Genomic DNA, 15,751 nt, shown 5'->3' with positions numbered 1-15,751 from the left:
CGTCACCTCCGGTACTCCGCGGGCACGGCCTTCGCCGCGATGGCTTCGAAGCGGCGGTCGAACAGCGTGCCGACGTCGAACTTCTTCACGAAGCCGCCCTCGGCGAGCAGATCCGCCGTCTCCTGCTCCCACTTGATGGCCTCGTCCCAACTGGGCTGGAACAGCGGCTTGTTGGCGAGATCACTGATCGACTTCGCCTGGGCGGCGGTCAGGTTCTGCGTCTTGACGTAGAACTCCTCGTTCCAGATGTCCGGGTGCTCGTACTGCCAGACCGCGCCCTTCGCCCAGTACGGGATGTAGGCGGCCACCGCCGCGGCCTTCGCCGAGTCGGCCAGTACGGACGTCGGCGCCCACAGCAGGTTGAGCAGGTCCACCACGTCGGTGGTGATGGTGCGGGCGCCCTTCGCCCCGTACTGCTGGAGATAGGCGGGCGCCTGCTGGTTGCCGAGCGGCGCGATGTCCACCTGGCCGGACTGGAGGGCCGTCAGGAACTGGTTGCTGGTCAGCGGGACGAGCTCCACGTCGTCGTAGGCGATCCCCGCCTGCTTCAGCGCCCGCAGCAGGACGACGCCCTGTGCCTGTCCCTGCGAGAAGGCGAGCTTCTTGCCCTTGAATTGCTTGACCGAGGTGATGTCGCTGCCGGGCTTGGTGGCGAACAGATAGTTCGGCTTACGGGTGATGTTGATCGCGACGATCTTCGCGTCATAACCCTGGTAATGCGCCTGGATCGGCGGGATTCCCGCATTGTTGGCGACTTCCAGGGAACCGGCGCGGAAGGCGTTGATGACATCGGGACCGGCCCCGATGTTCGCCCAGCTGCTCACCTTGAAAGGCAGTTCGCCCAATCCCGCGAGCTTCAGCTGCAATTGCTGCTGGTTCTGGAACGAGGCGATCTTCAGGCTGGTGCCCCGGGGGACCTTGGTAGCCAGCGGCGCGTCCGCGGCCGTCTCGGCGGTTGCCGCACTGCTGTCGGCGCAGCCGCTCAGCCCGACGGCGGCGGCGCCGACGCCGAGGAGGGAGGTGAGGAAGAGACGCCGGTCGAGACCGGACGGGGCGGACGAAGGCATGGGAGGACCCCCTGGGGTTCACAGGAAAAGCGGGAGGCGGCGCGAGGCGGGAACGCGCACGGAAATCACGGCGAACGGACGCCGGAAAAGGAGAAATCACTGCGGGAGAAGGCCGGAGAAGCGGGCGTCCACGCAGGAGGAAGAACGCGCCCGGGGCGCGTCAACGTGTCAGCAACAGAGGGTGCGACAGGTCGTGAGAAGCATGAACATGATGTTCCCGGTCTTGCGTCGGGGCTGTCAACATTCGGAGTTTCTGAATTAATTCACCGGGGCGCGGCGGCCAGCGGATCGCGATAGAGCACGTCCAGGGCGACCGCACCGCCCGCCGTGGCCAGCACGGCGTCCGGGAAGCTCGTCGGCCGGACGTCCGCCGCCCGGTCGTGCGCCACGGCGCCCCGCAGCGCGGCGAGGCAGTCCTCGCGGGCGATGACCCCGACCTCGGTGACGACGACGGTCTCCAGGTTCAGCACGTCGAGCAGCAGCCCCACGGCCCGCCCCACCGTCCGCGCCCGCTCCACCAGCAGCCGTACGGCCACCGGGTCGCCGCCCGCCGCCGCGTCCACCACATGCGTCGGGTTCACCCCGGCGATGACGCCGGCCTCCCGTGCCCGCCGGCACAGCGTCCGCTCGCTCAGCTCGGCCTGGAGGCAGCCGGTCCGCCCGCAGTCGCAGGGCTCCGTCCCGCCGGGCAGCGGCAGATGGGCGATCGCCCCGGACTGGGAGCGTGGCCCGTGGTGCACCTCGTCGTTGGTCGCGAAGGCCGCGTCCACCACGTTGCCGACGAACAGATGCAGCACGCTCCGAGTGCCCCGGGCCCGCCCGAAGAGCCGCTCCGCGCCGACCAAGGCCCGCGCGTGCCCGTCGACATGGACCGGCAGCCCGGTGCGGGCGCCGAGCACCTCCCGCACCGGCACCTCGCGCCAGCCGAGCAGTGGATGCTCCACCACCGTCCCGGTCTCCCGGTCCACCCAGCCACCGGCCGCGAACCCGACCCCGAGGAGCCGGCGCCCCGCCAGAGCCGCCGACAGCGCGGCGATCCCGTCGGCGGCGCGTGCCAGCACCACCGCCGGATCGGCGGTGCCGTCGTGCTTCATCTCCCGCCGCACCAGGACCCGTCCGCGCAGATCCAGCAGCGCGACCGTGGTGTAGGGCACCGCCACATGCACCCCGGCCACCGCGAACCGAGAGTCGTCCAGGTCGAGCGGTACGTGCGGGCGCCCCGACCCCTTGGACTGGCGGGGCGGTTCGGCCTCCCGGATGAGCCCCAGCCGCGCCAGCCCGGCGCAGTGGTCGGTCACCGAGGCCGGTGACAGGCCCGTCACGCGCGCGATGGTGCTGCGCGCCACCGGCCCGTGCTCCAGCACGGACCGCAGCACGACGCTGGCACTGGTCCGCCGCCGGTCGCTGTCGGCGACCCGCGGCACGGGAGAGGAACGGGACGGAAGAGGGGAGCGACGGGGAACGGAAGGGGAAAGAGTGGGTGCTGCCGCGGTACGGGGCATCGCGATCATCCTCGGGTACGGGTCCGACACTGCGCCGTCGTGAGGCGAGGCGCGCCGGAGCCGCCTCACCCGGGGCGGCGACAGGTGGCCGTGCCCACGCGTCGCAGGTCGACGTAGCGACGCGACGAGAAGTACCGGGCCTGGGCAACCATGCGCCCGAAGCTAGCAAAGCGGCCCACCTCTGCCCAGACGGCGACCGACGGGCGAGACGGCAGCCGTCCATCCCCACAACCCGATTGGTGAATCCCTACAGACCCCTCCGACCAAGCCGACGTGGCACAAGCCACTCCACCTCAGTGACCGGCGTCACGCCTGCCCGGTGTAACCCAAGGTCATTGTCGAAAGCCCACCATGCGGTCGTTCCCGCCTTTGTCGACGGCTGACGGTGTCCTGTTCATGACCGCTGGGATAGCGTCACCGTGTTCGATGCCACGTACACCCTTCTTTCCCCTCTACCCTCGCGGAGTCCCCATGAGTACGGCCGTCGCCCCCGCCCGCACCGGTCAGGTCCTCGCCGACCTGCTCCCCGCCTCCCGTGTACGGGACATCGCGCTGGTGGTCGGTGGCGCCGCCCTCACCGGGCTCGCCGCGCAGATCGCCGTGCCCGTGCCGGGCTCGCCGGTCCCGGTGACCGGCCAGACCTTCGCCGCGCTGCTCGTGGGCACCGCGCTCGGCGCCGGCCGCGGTGTCGCGTCCCTCGCCCTGTACGCGCTCGCCGGTCTCCTCGGCGTGCCGTGGTTCGCGAACGGCACCTCCGGCGTCGGTGTCTCCTTCGGCTACATCCTCGGCATGATCCTGGCCTCCGCGGCCGTGGGCGCCCTCGCCCGCAGGGGCGCCGACCGCTCCGTGCTGCGCATGGCCGGCACGATGCTCGTGGGCGAGGCCATCATCTACGCCGTCGGTGTCCCCTACCTCGCCGCCACCGCCGACATCACCCTCGCCTCCGCCGTCGCGGTCGGCCTCACGCCGTTCCTGATCGGCGACGCGCTCAAGGCGGCGCTGGCGATGGGCGCGCTGCCGACCGCGTGGAAGCTGCTCGACAAGTGACGTCGTAGTTCCCATGGGGGCGGTGTCACGGAGACCGTGACGCCAAGGCCCCTGGTGGCGGCGTCACTCGGACGGTGACGTCTCCACCCCGGAAGAGGCTCGCCGGGTCGCACACCGACCGCACAGAGGCGAGCCTCTTCCGCGTCCGCGTGTCACGTCTCCTGTCGGGCGCGCCGGTTGTTCCACCACAGGCCCGCCGCACCGGCGGAGATGAGTGCGGCACCCACCATGCCGAGCGGCAGGACCCGGTCGGCGGGGCCGGTCTGCGGCAGCTCGTCGGGCTTGTCGTCCTTGCCGCCCCCGCCGCCCCCGCCGCCTCCGTTCCCGCCGCCTCCGTTCCCCTCGTCTCCGGCACCGCCGCCCGGTGTGACCGGGCTGTTGTCGGTGCCGAGGAGGAGCGGTGTGGCCGGCTCGTTGGGCGACTGGTTCGTCGTGCCGAACGGCACCGGACCCTGCTGCCAGAACGTCTTCGAGCCGTCGGTGTTCTGCACCGGCAGACAGATGTCGCCCTTCTTCTTCAGGTCGAAGGTCGCGTCGATCGCAAAAGTCTTCGACTTTCCGGCCGCCAGATCGTCGATCGCACACGCGAAACCACTGTTGGCCCCATCGGGGAGATCGCCCTCAGCGATTTCCGTGCAGCCTTCGACATTCTTGACCGTCAGGCCGTCGAAACCGACCACGAGCAGCCGGATTTTCCCGCTCGCCTTGCTTCCCTCGTTCTTTACGACCCCGGAGATCTCCGTTTCCTGCGACGTGTTGTCGACCTTGATCTCTTTGGACAGCAGTGTCGACAGCTTCACCCCTGCCGGCGCCGCGTCCATGACCTTTCCGCCGTGATCGCTCAATCCCCCCTCGTCATCCGCCGAGGCCGTGAAGCCGAGGATCATCACCGACGAGAACGACGCGGTGAGCAGCGATCCCGCGATGGCCGTCCTGGTCTTCCCCTGACGAGAACTCATGTTCCATCCCCCTTGCGTCCCCCTGGCCGTGCCTGAATTCACGGCCATTGAAGAGGTACCACAAGATTTCTCGCCACTATGCTGGAGCGGCGAGAAGTGTGACCAATGCGCGACTTTTTGGTTCGGCTGTTGCGGAAGTGGGCACGTGTCGGTCGAAGGGGGGCATGGGGGTGCCGGGAACAACGAGGGGCGGAGTGCCGGGGCTTGTGGTGGCCGGCCGTTATACGTTGGTCGAAAGCATCGGCCAGGGCGGAATGGGGCGGGTGTGGCGGGCCGCCGACGAAATACTCGACCGGCAGGTCGCGGTCAAGGAAATGCGGATCGACGGCCTCGATCCGGAGGACACCCGCACCCGGCGCGAGCGCACCCTGAGGGAGGCAAGGGCCACGGCCCGCATCGACCACCCCCACGTCGTCCGCATCTACGACGTCGTCGACGAGGGCGAGCGGCTGTGGATCGTCATGGAACTGGTCGACGGCCGCTCCCTGGAACGGCTCCTCTTCGAGGAAGGCCCCCTCGACGTACGGGAGACGGCCCGGATCGGCCTCGAACTCGTCGACGCGCTCGGCCAGGTGCACGCGCAGGGCGTTCTGCACCGTGACATCAAACCGGCGAACGTCCTCGTCCGCCGGACCGGTGGACGCCGCGTCGTCCTCACCGACTTCGGCATCGCCGCCATCCAGGACGCGGAGGCGCTCACGATGGCCGGCATGCTCGTCGGCTCCCCCGACTACATGGCGCCCGAGCGGGTCTCCGGCCGCCCCCAGGGCCCGCCGTCCGACCTGTGGTCCCTGGGCGCGACCCTCTGCGCCGCCCTCGGCGGCCGCTCCCCCTTCTCCCGCGCCACCACGCTCGCCACCCTGCACGCGGTCCTCTACGAGGAGCCCGAACTGCCCGCCACGGCAGGCGACCTGCACGACGTCCTCGCCGCCCTCCTGGAGAAGGACCCGGAGGTACGCCCAGGCCTCCCCGAACTCACAGCGGCCCTCCACACCATCGCGACACCCCCACCAACCCCACCCGCAGCCACGGTCACCCTGGAACCACCGACCACACCGAGGGCTGCTCCGGAACCGGGCGGCGCCGCAGCGATCACCGCCGACCCACGGGGCGGGGTCCCAGAGAGCGCCGATCCGGGGGCCGCCGGGCCAAACGGTGCCGATCCGCGGGCCGCCGGGCCAAACGGTGCCGATCCGAGGGCCGCCGTGAGGGAGACGCCTGATCCTCGGGTCGCCCGTACGGACGGCCCTGATCCGGCGGTCGCCGAGACGGACGCCCCCGACCAGCGCGCCGTCGGGAGGGCGGTCGCCCCGGAGCCGTCGGCCGTGGGCGCGGTGGGTCCGGAGCCCCCGGGAGGGGCAGGGGAGGACGCCGAGGCGGTGGAGCCGGGGGGTGACAGCCGGGAGGCGGCGCTGGCGGAGGCCGGCGCAGAGCCCCCGGTGACATCCGCGGAGCCCTCGCGCGAGCCCACCCTCGTCGTGCACCCGACCCCCGTGCAGCCCACCCCGACGCCGACGGCGCTGAACGCCCCCGTGCAGCCCACCCCGACGCCAACCGTGCTGAACGCCCCCGAGACACCTCTGGCCGCGGACCCCGAGCCCGAAGCCTCCGCCGCCCCACCACCCCTGGACACACCCGAACTCCCCACCCGGCCCCGGCCCGCCCCCACACCGCAGGGCGACCTGCTCGGCCCCCCGCTCCCGGCGCGGCCCGCCGAGCCCCGCCGGAGCAGGCGCCGTACGGTGCTGATCGCGGCCGCCGGGGTGGCCGTGGCCGGAGTCCTCGCGGCCGTACTCGTCCCGACACTGGGCGCGTCGTCCGACGACAGGAGGAAGGCGTCCCCCTCGGCACCGTCGAGTTCGTCCCCCACCGTCGCCGGCACTTCCCGCCCCCCGACGCTCCCGCCCGGCGCCCGCACCGAGGCCGGGGTCTTCGCCTGGGTCCCGCCCGACGGCTTCTCCCGCGAGGTGCACGCCGGCGCGGAGGTCCACTACACCTCGCCGGACGCGCGACAGGAGATCGTCGGCAAGGCGTCCCTGGCCCGCGGCGACCTGCTGGCCCAGTGGGAGAAGAAGGAGGAGAGCACCAGCAAGGGCCCCGGCTACCAGAGGATCCGTCTGGAGGAGACCGAGTTCCGCGGCAAGCCGGCCGTGGTCTGGGAGTACACCGTCACCGCCCAGGAACTCCCCTGGCACGTCCGCTCCCTGGGCTTCGACACCGGCGGCAAGTCCTACCAGCTCACCACCTGGTACCACCCCGACATCGAGGACCGGGCCCTGCCCGTCTACAAAAAAGTCGAGAAGAGCTTCACCCCGTTGTGAAGCCCTTCCCGACGAACCGCGAACCGCGAACCACCAATGACGAGCCGCTCAGCCCACCTTGTCGGTGACCTCCGCCGTCGCTCCCGTCTTCTGCCCCTTGATCTTCTCCTTGACCAGGGAGATACCGACGACGACGGCCGCGACCAGCAGCGAGAGCAGCAGGATCTCCCGGTTGCCGTGCTCCGTGTCGGTGAGCATGTAGGCGAGGACGAAGAGGATCAGCCCGATCGTGGCCCACGTCAGATACGGGTACAGCCACATCTTCACGACGAGCTTCTCCGGGGTCTCCCGCTCGATGATCCTGCGCATCCGCAGCTGGGAGAAACAGATCACCAGCCACACGAACAGGGCGACCGCGCCGGAGGAGTTCACGAGGAACAGGAACACGCCCTCGGGGAAGAAGTAGTTGAAGATCACCGCGACGAACCCGAAGACCACCGACGCCAGGATCGCCGTCATCGGCACACCCCGCGACGTGGTCCGTCCGAACGACCGCGGCGCGTCCCCGCGCTCACCCAGGGAGAACGCCATCCGGGAGGCCGTGTACAGGCCGGAGTTGAGGCAGGACAGCACCGACGTCAACACGATGAAGTTCATGATCTGACCCGCGTGGGCGATTCCCAGCGAGTCCAGCGCGGCGACGTAGGAACCCTTCTCCTTGATCGAGGGGTCGTTCCACGGCAGCAGCGCGACCACGACGAAGATCGAACCCAGGTAGAAGACGCCGATACGCCAGATGATGCTGTTCGTCGACTTCGTGACGGCCTTCTGCGGGTTCTCGGTCTCGCCGGCGGCCAGCGTGGCGATCTCACTGCCCATGAACGAGAAGACGACCAGCAGGACGCCGATGAGGATGGCGCCGGGCCCGTTCGGCAGGAACCCGCCGTGGTCGGTCAGGTTCCCCAGGCCCGCCTTCTCGGCCTCCACGCCCGGCAGCACGCCGAACACGGCGAGCCCGCCCACGACGATGAACGCGGCGATCGCGACGACCTTGATGCCGGCGAACCAGAACTCGAACTCCCCGTACGAGGCCACCGAGACCAGGTTGGTGGCGGTCAGCACCACCATCACGATCAGGGCCCAGCCCCACTGCGGTACGGCCGGGATCCAGCCCTCCAGGATCACCGCGCCGGCGGTCGCCTCCACCGCGAGGACGACGACCCAGAAGAACCAGTACAGCCATCCGATCGAGAACCCGGCCCAGCGGCCCAGCGCCCGGTCGGCGTGCGCGGAGAACGACCCGGAGGTGGGGTTCGCCGCGGACATCTCACCGAGCATCCGCATGACCAGGACGACCATCGTGCCGACCAGGGCGTAGGACAGCAGGATGCCGGGACCGGCGGTCGCGATACCGGAACTCGACCCGACGAAGAGGCCCGCCCCGATCACACCTCCGATCGCGATCATCGACAGATGGCGGTTCTTGAGACCGGCATGGAGGCCGGGGGAGGGGGGAGATGAGGAGCCTGGTGTGCCGGTGTCGGTCGGCAGAGTCGGCTGCGAGGTCATGGGGGGAGTTTCCTTTGCGCCGTTGTGGGGACTTCCGTGCGTCTGCCCACGCATTCCCCGGTGACTCTCGTCGGAGCGGGAGACGAGAGGCGGCGGGGGTCTTGCGTGAACCTCCGTAAAGATCGGTCCAGTGAATCGGAGGTGAAAGGAATCCTGAACCTTTGAATCCAGATCGTTACTTGAGGTTTACTTGAGGTTCCGTGGTGTGGCTCACGCTTTTCGGGCGTCGGGCCCCCATCGCGCCCCGACGAAACAGGCGTGTCACACTCGGACCATGCGCGTCTACCTCGGCTCCGATCACGCCGGATACGAACTCAAGAACCACCTCGTCGAGTGGCTGAAGGCCGCCGGTCACGAGGTCGTCGACTGCGGTCCCCACATCTACGACGCCCAGGACGACTACCCGCCGTTCTGCCTCCGCGCGGCGGAGCGCACGGCCGCCAACCCCGGCTCCCTGGGCATCGTCATCGGCGGATCCGGCAACGGGGAGCAGATCGCCGCGAACAAGGTGGCCGGCGTGCGGGCCGCGCTCGCGTGGAGCACCGAGACGGCCGCGCTGGGCCGCGAGCACAACAACGCGAACGTCGTGGCCGTCGGGGCGCGGATGCACTCGCAGGACGACGCGACCAAGTTCGTCGAGACGTTCCTCAACACGCCGTTCTCCGGTGACGAGCGCCACATCCGCCGCATCGACATGCTCGCGGCGTACGAGACGACGGGCGACCTCCCCCCGATCCCGGCGCACCACCCCCAGCCGTAGGACGCCTGACAACTCGGGGGTTGCGGGCGCGTCGGCGCGTGCGGGTGGTTCGTGGTTCCTCGCGCAGTTCCCCGCGCCCCTGAAAAGCGACCGGGGCTACGCCCCGTGCTTTTCGGAATGAAGGCGGGCCGCAGGCCCATGCTTCAGGGGCGCGGGGAACTGCGCGACAAGCCCCCACCCACCCGCACCCGCCATACGCCCCCCGCGCCCCCACCCCCTAGGCGCCCCGCCCAACCCCCGGAGGGCCCCGTGCCGGAAGGCCACACGATTCATCGCCTGGCCGAGGACTACCTCTCCCACTTCGGCGACGGCACGGCCATCCACGTCACCAGCCCCCAGGGCAAGTTCGCCGACGCCGCCGCCCTCCTCGACGGCACCCCCCTCACCGCCGCCGAGGCCCACGGCAAGCACCTCTTCCTCCACTTCGGCGCTCCCGACGCGGAGGACTGGGTCCACATCCACCTCGGCCTCTTCGGCAAGGTCGACCTCGGCCCCACGCCGGCGCCCCCGCCGACCGACACCGTCCGCCTCCGCCTGCGCAACGACACGTCGTACGTGGACCTCCGCGGCCCCACGACCTGCGCGTTGATCACGGACGCCGAGAAGCAGGCCGTCCACGCCCGCCTCGGCCCGGACCCGCTGCGCCCGGACGCCGACCCGGCCCTCGCGTACGCCCGGATCTCCCGCAGCCGTACGACGATCGCCGCGCTCCTCATGGACCAGAAGATCATCGCGGGCGTCGGCAACGTCTACCGCGCCGAGGTCCTGTTCCGGCACGCCATCGACCCGTACCGTGCCGGCCGGGACATCAGCGCGGCGGAGTGGGACGCGATCTGGGCCGACCTCGTCGCCCTCATGCGCGAGGGCGTTCGCAACAACCGCATCGACACCGTCCGCCCGGACCACACCCCGGAAGCCATGGGCCGCCCGCCCCGCGTCGACGACCACGGCGGCGAGGTGTACGTGTACCGCAGGGCCCACCTGCCCTGCCACATCTGTGGTGGCGAGATCCGCACCGCAGATCTCGCCGCCCGCAACCTCTTCTGGTGCCCCACCTGTCAGCAGCGCTGACGTCCCGGGAGGGCACCCGGCCTCAGAACGAGTGCGGCACCCAGGGCGCCACGGTCGACGAGCAGAACCCGACGGACGCCTCAGCGAGCGCCCCCGGCCGCAGCTCCCGCACCCGCCCGGCCGCACCCAGCGACGCGAGGCTCACCCCACCCAGATAGGCCGACGCCAACTCCCGCACGGAGGGCGAGATCGGCGGCCCGCTCGGTCCGCTCGCAGCTCGCCCCCCGCGCGTCTGCGACGATCCGCCAACGCCCCTCGTTCCAGGGACAGAAGGCGTCCTCCACCTCCAACACCAGGTCCACCGGCGCCTGATAGGTCCGCGCCCCCAACGCCGCCCCGACATCCACGAGCCGTACATGCAGATCGTCCTGCACCCGTAGCCCGCACCGCCGGACGTCCGACACCATGTGCAGCCACGGCTCGTCCACGGGCCGCCGGTACGCGACGACCGACGACGTCAGATCGATGTCGAAGAGGAACCGCCACAACGCGGCGTGGGCGGCCGGATCCACCGCCTCCAGGGCGCTCAGCCGGACGACCCCCGCGGCCCCGCCCGGCCCCCAGTCCGGTTTGAGACGCGGAACCGCGCGTACCCGACGAGCCCCTCGTCCCCGTCCCGCTCCGCCACCACTGTCGACCTTGACACCGAGCCGGTGCGTGGCGACGCCGTACCCGAACCGGCCGTAGATCGCCGGCTCCGACGCGACCAGCACGCCAGCGGCTCGCCCCAGGAGCGGACGTCCGCCAACTGCCGCCGCATCATGGAGGTCAGCACTCCACGCCGCCGATGTGTGGCGGCGACACCCACCATCGTCACGCCCGCCGCGGCGACGGCCGCGCCACCGGGAACCGTGACCCGGAAGTCGAACGCCCCGGCCGTCCCCACGCGTTGGCCGCCGTCCCAGGCGCCGGGCGCACGGCCGTGGTCGAGGAGCGACGCGTCGAGGTCGCGCTCCTCGGCCGGAGCCCGCATCCCCCCGAAGGCCCGCAGAAGGTTCGCGTACCAGACATTCCAGTCGTCCTTCGCCAACACCCGCAGCTCAGTCGTCATGTGCCGTGCGTAGCAACGCCCTTCGTCACGAGCGAGTTAATTTCCCCATGCCGCACGGGGCAGCGTGGGATCCTTCACAGGTGCCGCGCGAGGGCCGCAGGACGGCTCCCGTGTGAGATCTGTGTGAGATTCGTCGTGAACCCGCCCTCGGAAGGGGGACAAGTAGGACCTCCCGTGCACAGGGGCTGGTCCGATGGATAAGGTCCCGAACAATGGCAGCAGGACGAGAGCGGCGCGCGGCGGCCGATACGTTCACGGCCCGGATGAAGAAGCTGGTTCACCGGGTCCGCACCGGCGTGCGCAAATCCGCCGTCGACTACTTCCGGGGCGACGGCTCCGACTGGGTCGCCCTGGCCGGCCTGCTGCTGATGATCCCGCTCATCGCGATGCTCACCATGGTCGACCCGGTGTGGTTCTCGCCCGCCGCGCTCGTCCTGCCCATCGTCGCGGGCGGCCTGCTGCTGCGTCCCGCCAGCCTGCTCGGCCTGTACGCCGCCGCCGCGACCGCGCTGATCATCGAGTCCGTGAAGCTCGGCCCCTACACCGAGGGCCCGGCGAGAGTGACACCCGGCATCGTGCTCGTGGTCGCCGCCTGCGGTTTCTTCGGCCTGCTCATCGCCCAGTTCCGCAGCCGCGTCGGCGTCCCCTGGCGGCGCGGCGGCACCATGCTCTTCGACCTCCGTGAACGCATCCGGGTGCAGAGCAAGTTGCCGCAGCTGCCCGCCGGCTGGCACCGCGAGATGGCGCTGCGCCCCGCCGGCGGCCAGTCGTTCTCCGGTGACTTCGTCGTCGCGGCCCGCACCAACGGCGGCCGCACCCTCGAAGTCGTCCTCACCGACGTCTCCGGCAAGGGCATGGACGCCGGCTCCCGCGCCCTCCTCCTCTCCGGTGCCTTCGGCGGCCTGCTGGGATCGCTCCCACCGCACGCGTTCCTCCCGGCGGCGAACGGCTACCTCCTCCGCCAGGACTGGGACGAGGGCTTCGCGACCTCCATCCACCTCGTCCTCGATCTCGACTCCGGCGACTACGAACTCTTCTCCGCGGGACACCCGCCCGGCCTCCAGCTCAGCGCCGGCACCGGCCGCTGGGAGGAGAAGGCCGCCGAGGGCCCGCTCCTCGGCGTCTACGACGGCGCCCAGTTCGACCCCGTGAAGGGCTCGCTGCGCCCTGGCGACGTCCTCATGCTGTTCACCGACGGCCTCGTCGAGACCGCCGACCGCGACATAGTCGAGGGCATCGACCGCCTCACCGGCGAGGCCGACCGCTACGTCCCCGGCGGCTTCCACGGAGCCGCCTGGCACCTCATCGAAGCCGTCGCCAAGGACGTCAACGACGACCGGGCCCTGCTCCTGATCTGCCGAGAGGGCCCCACGGCCCCGAAGTGACAGGGCGCCCCCCGAGAGGCGCGGGGACCGGGCGAATCGGCCACCGGAGGCCGAGGGGACCTGGGCGAACCGGCCACCAGGGGCCGCGGGGACCGGCCGTACCAGCCATCAGCGGCCGCCGGGACCGGGCGAACCGGCCACCGGGATCCCGCCCGCCCGACACACCACAGGAGCCCATCGCATGCCCCTCTCCCTCGCCGACATCGAAGCCATCGCCCGCGGCGCCCACGCCGCCCAGACCGACAAGGCGGGCCGCCCCTACGCCGAGCACCTCCAGGCGGTCGCCCACGGTGTGGCCGCCCGCGGCGGGGACGAGGACCAGATCGCCGCGGCCTGGCTGCACGACGCCATCGAGGACGAGGCCCTCACCGAGGACTGGCTCGCCGAGGCCCCCCTGACCGCCCGTACGAAGAACATCGTGCTGGCCCTCACCAAGCGCCCCGGAGAGGCCCCGGAGGCGTACGCCGCGCGCATCCTCGCCACCCCGGGCGCCGTCCTCGTCAAGCAGTCCGACCTCGCCCACAACGCGAACCCCGCCCGCCTGGCCGTCCTCGACGAGTTCACCCGGGCCCGGCTGACCCACAAGTACGCCCGCATGAGAAACCTCCTCGGCCTGCCGGACGAACCGGCGACCGAGGAGGTCAGGGACGAGCAGGACGGCTGAGAGTCAGGTCCTCGTGCCGGCCTTCCCGCGCTCGCGGGCCAGCTCGGTGGCGTCCCGCTTGAAGGCCCACTCCATCTTCGGCTCCATCGCGAACCGGAACATCCGCTGCACCGGCGGCGTGCACAGCACGGTGATGACGGCGGCCGCGAAGAAGGTCACGAACAGCTCGCCGAGCGGCTGGTAGATCCACGTGTTGATGTCGTACCAGTCCCAGAAGCGCGAGCCCTTCGCGAGGAACCCGTGCAGCAGATAGCCGTACAGGGTGCCCGCGCCGAGCACGGTGAACCACATCTTCCGCCGAGGGACCCAGGCGAAGAAGCACGTGGTCAGCACCATGGAGCAGCCGAACAGCGCGAAGGTCATCACGACACCGGCCCACCACGGCGCCCCCAGCTCCTGGGCGCTGTCCCGGTGGTAGAACCAGGCCGAGTTCATGTCAGGGCCCAGCCAGTACGCCATCGCCAGCGCGCTCGCCAGCACCGGCACGGACAGGATCCGCACCTCACGGCGGCGCATGAACTGGAAGTGCGCCGGCTTCATGAACAGACCCACCACGAAGAACGGCAGGAACTGCAGGACGCGCTGGAGGTCGAGGTCGTCACCGATGTCCGGCGACACGGAGGCGAGCGCCGCGATGGCGAGCGCGAGCGGCACCGGCCAGCGCACGACCTTCCACAGCGGCGTCGTCAGCCGCCAGACGAACAGCGCGATCAGGAACCAGGTGAGGTACCAGGGGTCCAGCAGGCTGATCGGGTGCGACGGGTCGTCGTCGGCGTACCGCTTGAAGACCGAGTACGCGATCTCGAACAGCACGTACGGCACCGCTATGCCGGTGACCAGCCGCCGCAGCCGGTCGGGACGCATGTCGAAACTGCGGGAGAAATAGCCGGAGATGATGATGAACGCCGGCATGTGGAAGGTGTAGACGACCATGTACAGCGCCTCGGCGGCGCGACTGTGGTCGGTCAGCGGCTCCCAGGCGTGCCCCATCGCGACGAGCACGATGGCCAGGTACTTGGCGTTGTCGAAGAACGCGTCGCGTTGTCTGGCCGGTCTGGTGTCCGGGGACGCGGCGCTCGTGGCCGGGTGGGGGGACGAGGACTTCAGCGAGCGCGGACTCGGCACTCCGTCCGCCGACGACTGGGCCGGGGGGAGCGGCGCGCTGGTGTGGCCATGCGGTCGCAGCGAGTTCGTCACAGACCCTCCCGCCGTGAACGAGGCGGGCCGGTCCGAGCACTCGCTGCGCAAGGGGGGGACGAGGCAGCGGTGAACATCTGAGGCACCCTAGCGTTGTCTGTGCGAGTCAGTAAAACCATCGACGTTAATCCCGTATTGGTGAGTACGTGTCCTCTCCGGGTACCCGGGATTCGGCGATGTGAGCACCAGTCAGAGCGTCACCGTCCGTGCACCGAAGCGGCATGCCGCGGAACCCTTCTGTCCGTATACATCCGGACTAAACGGTGCATAACATGCTCGGGCGACTCCGGCGGAATGTCCGGTTAATTACCCTTCTACGTACGACCCTTGATGTGTCTGTAGCAACAATTCGAATTACCTGCGAACGGGATGTGTGTGCACGGAAACGATCACCGTGAATTCACTCCCGGCGCCCTCTCGCCGGTCGCGGGCGCGCCCGCGGATCCGCGTCACTGTGGCCGACGATGCCTCACCTGCCGCATAGGACGGCCAGGTTGGTGGCACGATGGTTCTGGCGGGGTGCGCGTGGGGTCGGCGCCCCGGGCCGGGAGTGCGGACCGACCGAGGGTGTGATCTGTGTGGCCATTTCGCTGTCAGTGGTTCTGTTGCTGGGGATCATCCTCATCGTCCTGATGAGGGGCGGGACGATCAAAGCCGGCCCGGCCGTCGTCGCCATCCTCTTCGGCTTCTTCCTCGCCTCCACCGGCATGGCCGACGACATCCAACGCTTCCTGAACTCGATAGCGGAAACGATCAACTCGATCCAGTTCTAGCGGAGGCGCCGCGACACGCGCCGCGAAGGCGCCGCGCCACGCATGACGCGCGAAAAGACCTCCGGCCCGGTTCCGAGGGAGTCCCTCGGAACCGGGCCGGAGGCCGGTGGAGCGGGCGACGGGAATCGAACCCGCGTAGCTAGTTTGGAAGACTAGGGCTCTACCATTGAGCTACGCCCGCACAGGTCGCGCCGCAGGTCGGGAGACCGCGGCACTGAAGGCATCGTAGCGGGTCGGGCGCCCTCGCCGCACACCCCTTCCGGCCGCCCCGCCCGCCCGCCCGCGCACGCGCCCGCGCACTCGGCAAATACGGCGGCTCCCCTGGCCCGGGACATGTACCCTACGTGTCGCACCAGACGGGGTGTGGCGCAGCTTGGTAGCGCGTCCGCTTTGGGAGCGGAAGGCCGTGGGTTCAAATCCCGCCACCCCGACCACCAGCCGGGAC

General features: G+C 70.3%; 14 protein-coding genes, 2 tRNA genes and 1 pseudogene. 8 read left to right on the top strand and 9 right to left on the bottom strand.

Annotated elements, in window-relative coordinates; all coding sequences use genetic code 11:
• Positions 1–2: 2 nt before the first annotated feature.
• Together ACZ4Z3_RS01525 and ACZ4Z3_RS01520 are read right to left on the bottom strand one after the other, a co-directional pair.
• Positions 3–1,067, bottom strand: a complete 1,065-nt coding sequence (locus ACZ4Z3_RS01525) for an ABC transporter substrate-binding protein (RefSeq protein WP_468499126.1) — start codon at positions 1,065–1,067, stop codon at positions 3–5.
• Between the two features lie 263 nt (positions 1,068–1,330).
• On the bottom strand, positions 1,331–2,569 hold the full coding sequence (locus tag ACZ4Z3_RS01520) for an ROK family protein (protein ID WP_468499125.1): 1,239 nt from the start codon (positions 2,567–2,569) through the stop codon (positions 1,331–1,333).
• 471 nt (positions 2,570–3,040) lie between these two features.
• Here ACZ4Z3_RS01520 and ACZ4Z3_RS01515 point away from each other — a divergent pair, with 471 nt between their 5' ends.
• A complete protein-coding gene (locus tag ACZ4Z3_RS01515; RefSeq protein ID WP_055715689.1) occupies positions 3,041–3,616 on the top strand; it encodes a biotin transporter BioY in 576 nt (191 codons plus the stop codon).
• 152 nt (positions 3,617–3,768) lie between these two features.
• Here the strand turns inward: ACZ4Z3_RS01515 and ACZ4Z3_RS01510 are convergent, their stop codons facing one another.
• The gene (locus ACZ4Z3_RS01510; protein ID WP_468499516.1) at positions 3,769–4,575 is read right to left on the bottom strand and encodes a cell wall protein; all 807 of its coding nucleotides are present in this window, start codon (positions 4,573–4,575) and stop codon (positions 3,769–3,771) included.
• Between the two features lie 254 nt (positions 4,576–4,829).
• Between ACZ4Z3_RS01510 and ACZ4Z3_RS01505 the strand changes: the two genes are divergently transcribed.
• On the top strand, positions 4,830–6,896 hold the full coding sequence (locus ACZ4Z3_RS01505; protein WP_468499515.1) for a serine/threonine-protein kinase: 2,067 nt from the start codon (positions 4,830–4,832) through the stop codon (positions 6,894–6,896).
• 48 nt (positions 6,897–6,944) lie between these two features.
• Here ACZ4Z3_RS01505 and ACZ4Z3_RS01500 read toward each other — a convergent pair whose 3' ends face one another.
• Positions 6,945–8,405 (bottom strand): amino acid permease, encoded by a 1,461-nt coding sequence (locus tag ACZ4Z3_RS01500; protein WP_468499124.1) that lies wholly within the window; start codon positions 8,403–8,405, stop codon positions 6,945–6,947.
• Between the two features lie 274 nt (positions 8,406–8,679).
• Here ACZ4Z3_RS01500 and ACZ4Z3_RS01495 point away from each other — a divergent pair, with 274 nt between their 5' ends.
• Positions 8,680–9,165 carry a ribose-5-phosphate isomerase gene (locus tag ACZ4Z3_RS01495; RefSeq protein WP_468499123.1) on the top strand — a complete coding sequence of 162 codons (486 nt, stop codon included), beginning with the start codon at positions 8,680–8,682 and terminating at the stop codon, positions 9,163–9,165.
• Positions 9,166–9,414: 249 nt separating this feature from the next.
• A complete protein-coding gene (locus ACZ4Z3_RS01490) occupies positions 9,415–10,236 on the top strand; it encodes an Fpg/Nei family DNA glycosylase (RefSeq protein ID WP_468499122.1) in 822 nt (273 codons plus the stop codon).
• Between the two features lie 22 nt (positions 10,237–10,258).
• Here ACZ4Z3_RS01490 and ACZ4Z3_RS01485 read toward each other — a convergent pair whose 3' ends face one another.
• From ACZ4Z3_RS01485 to ACZ4Z3_RS01475, 3 genes and pseudogenes are all read right to left on the bottom strand, one after another.
• A complete protein-coding gene (locus ACZ4Z3_RS01485) occupies positions 10,259–10,579 on the bottom strand; it encodes a sterol carrier protein domain-containing protein (protein WP_468499514.1) in 321 nt (106 codons plus the stop codon).
• Positions 10,500–10,748, bottom strand: a pseudogene (locus tag ACZ4Z3_RS01480) (GNAT family N-acetyltransferase); the annotation flags it as partial. The gene ACZ4Z3_RS01485 and the pseudogene ACZ4Z3_RS01480, both read right to left, overlap by 80 nt.
• Before the next feature lie 14 nt (positions 10,749–10,762).
• Positions 10,763–11,287 (bottom strand): GNAT family N-acetyltransferase, encoded by a 525-nt coding sequence (locus tag ACZ4Z3_RS01475; RefSeq protein ID WP_468499121.1) that lies wholly within the window; start codon positions 11,285–11,287, stop codon positions 10,763–10,765.
• 212 nt (positions 11,288–11,499) lie between these two features.
• Between ACZ4Z3_RS01475 and ACZ4Z3_RS01470 the strand changes: the two genes are divergently transcribed.
• Both ACZ4Z3_RS01470 and ACZ4Z3_RS01465 read left to right on the top strand, forming a co-directional pair.
• Entirely contained in the window at positions 11,500–12,672 is a 1,173-nt protein-coding gene (locus tag ACZ4Z3_RS01470) for a PP2C family protein-serine/threonine phosphatase (RefSeq protein WP_468499120.1), read from the top strand.
• A 181-nt stretch (positions 12,673–12,853) separates the two neighbouring features.
• Positions 12,854–13,336, top strand: a complete 483-nt coding sequence (locus ACZ4Z3_RS01465) for an HD domain-containing protein (protein ID WP_468499119.1) — start codon at positions 12,854–12,856, stop codon at positions 13,334–13,336.
• A gap of 3 nt (positions 13,337–13,339) precedes the next feature.
• Here ACZ4Z3_RS01465 and ACZ4Z3_RS01460 read toward each other — a convergent pair whose 3' ends face one another.
• Positions 13,340–14,533, bottom strand: coding sequence for an acyltransferase family protein (locus ACZ4Z3_RS01460; protein ID WP_468499118.1), 1,194 nt, complete (start codon positions 14,531–14,533; stop codon positions 13,340–13,342).
• Positions 14,534–15,111: 578 nt separating this feature from the next.
• Here ACZ4Z3_RS01460 and ACZ4Z3_RS01455 point away from each other — a divergent pair.
• Positions 15,112–15,306, top strand: a complete 195-nt coding sequence (locus tag ACZ4Z3_RS01455; RefSeq protein WP_055517972.1) for a hypothetical protein — start codon at positions 15,112–15,114, stop codon at positions 15,304–15,306.
• A gap of 107 nt (positions 15,307–15,413) precedes the next feature.
• Here ACZ4Z3_RS01455 and ACZ4Z3_RS01450 read toward each other — a convergent pair.
• Positions 15,414–15,487: transfer RNA gene (locus ACZ4Z3_RS01450), tRNA-Gly, on the bottom strand.
• 176 nt (positions 15,488–15,663) lie between these two features.
• Here ACZ4Z3_RS01450 and ACZ4Z3_RS01445 point away from each other — a divergent pair.
• Positions 15,664–15,740, top strand: a tRNA-Pro gene (locus ACZ4Z3_RS01445).
• The last annotated feature ends 11 nt before the right edge of the window (positions 15,741–15,751 follow it).

This window comes from Streptomyces sp. NPDC030296 (assembly GCF_055572815.1).
The sequence above is the reverse complement of the archived record's forward strand: the minus strand, read 5'-3'. Positions and strand labels throughout refer to the sequence as shown.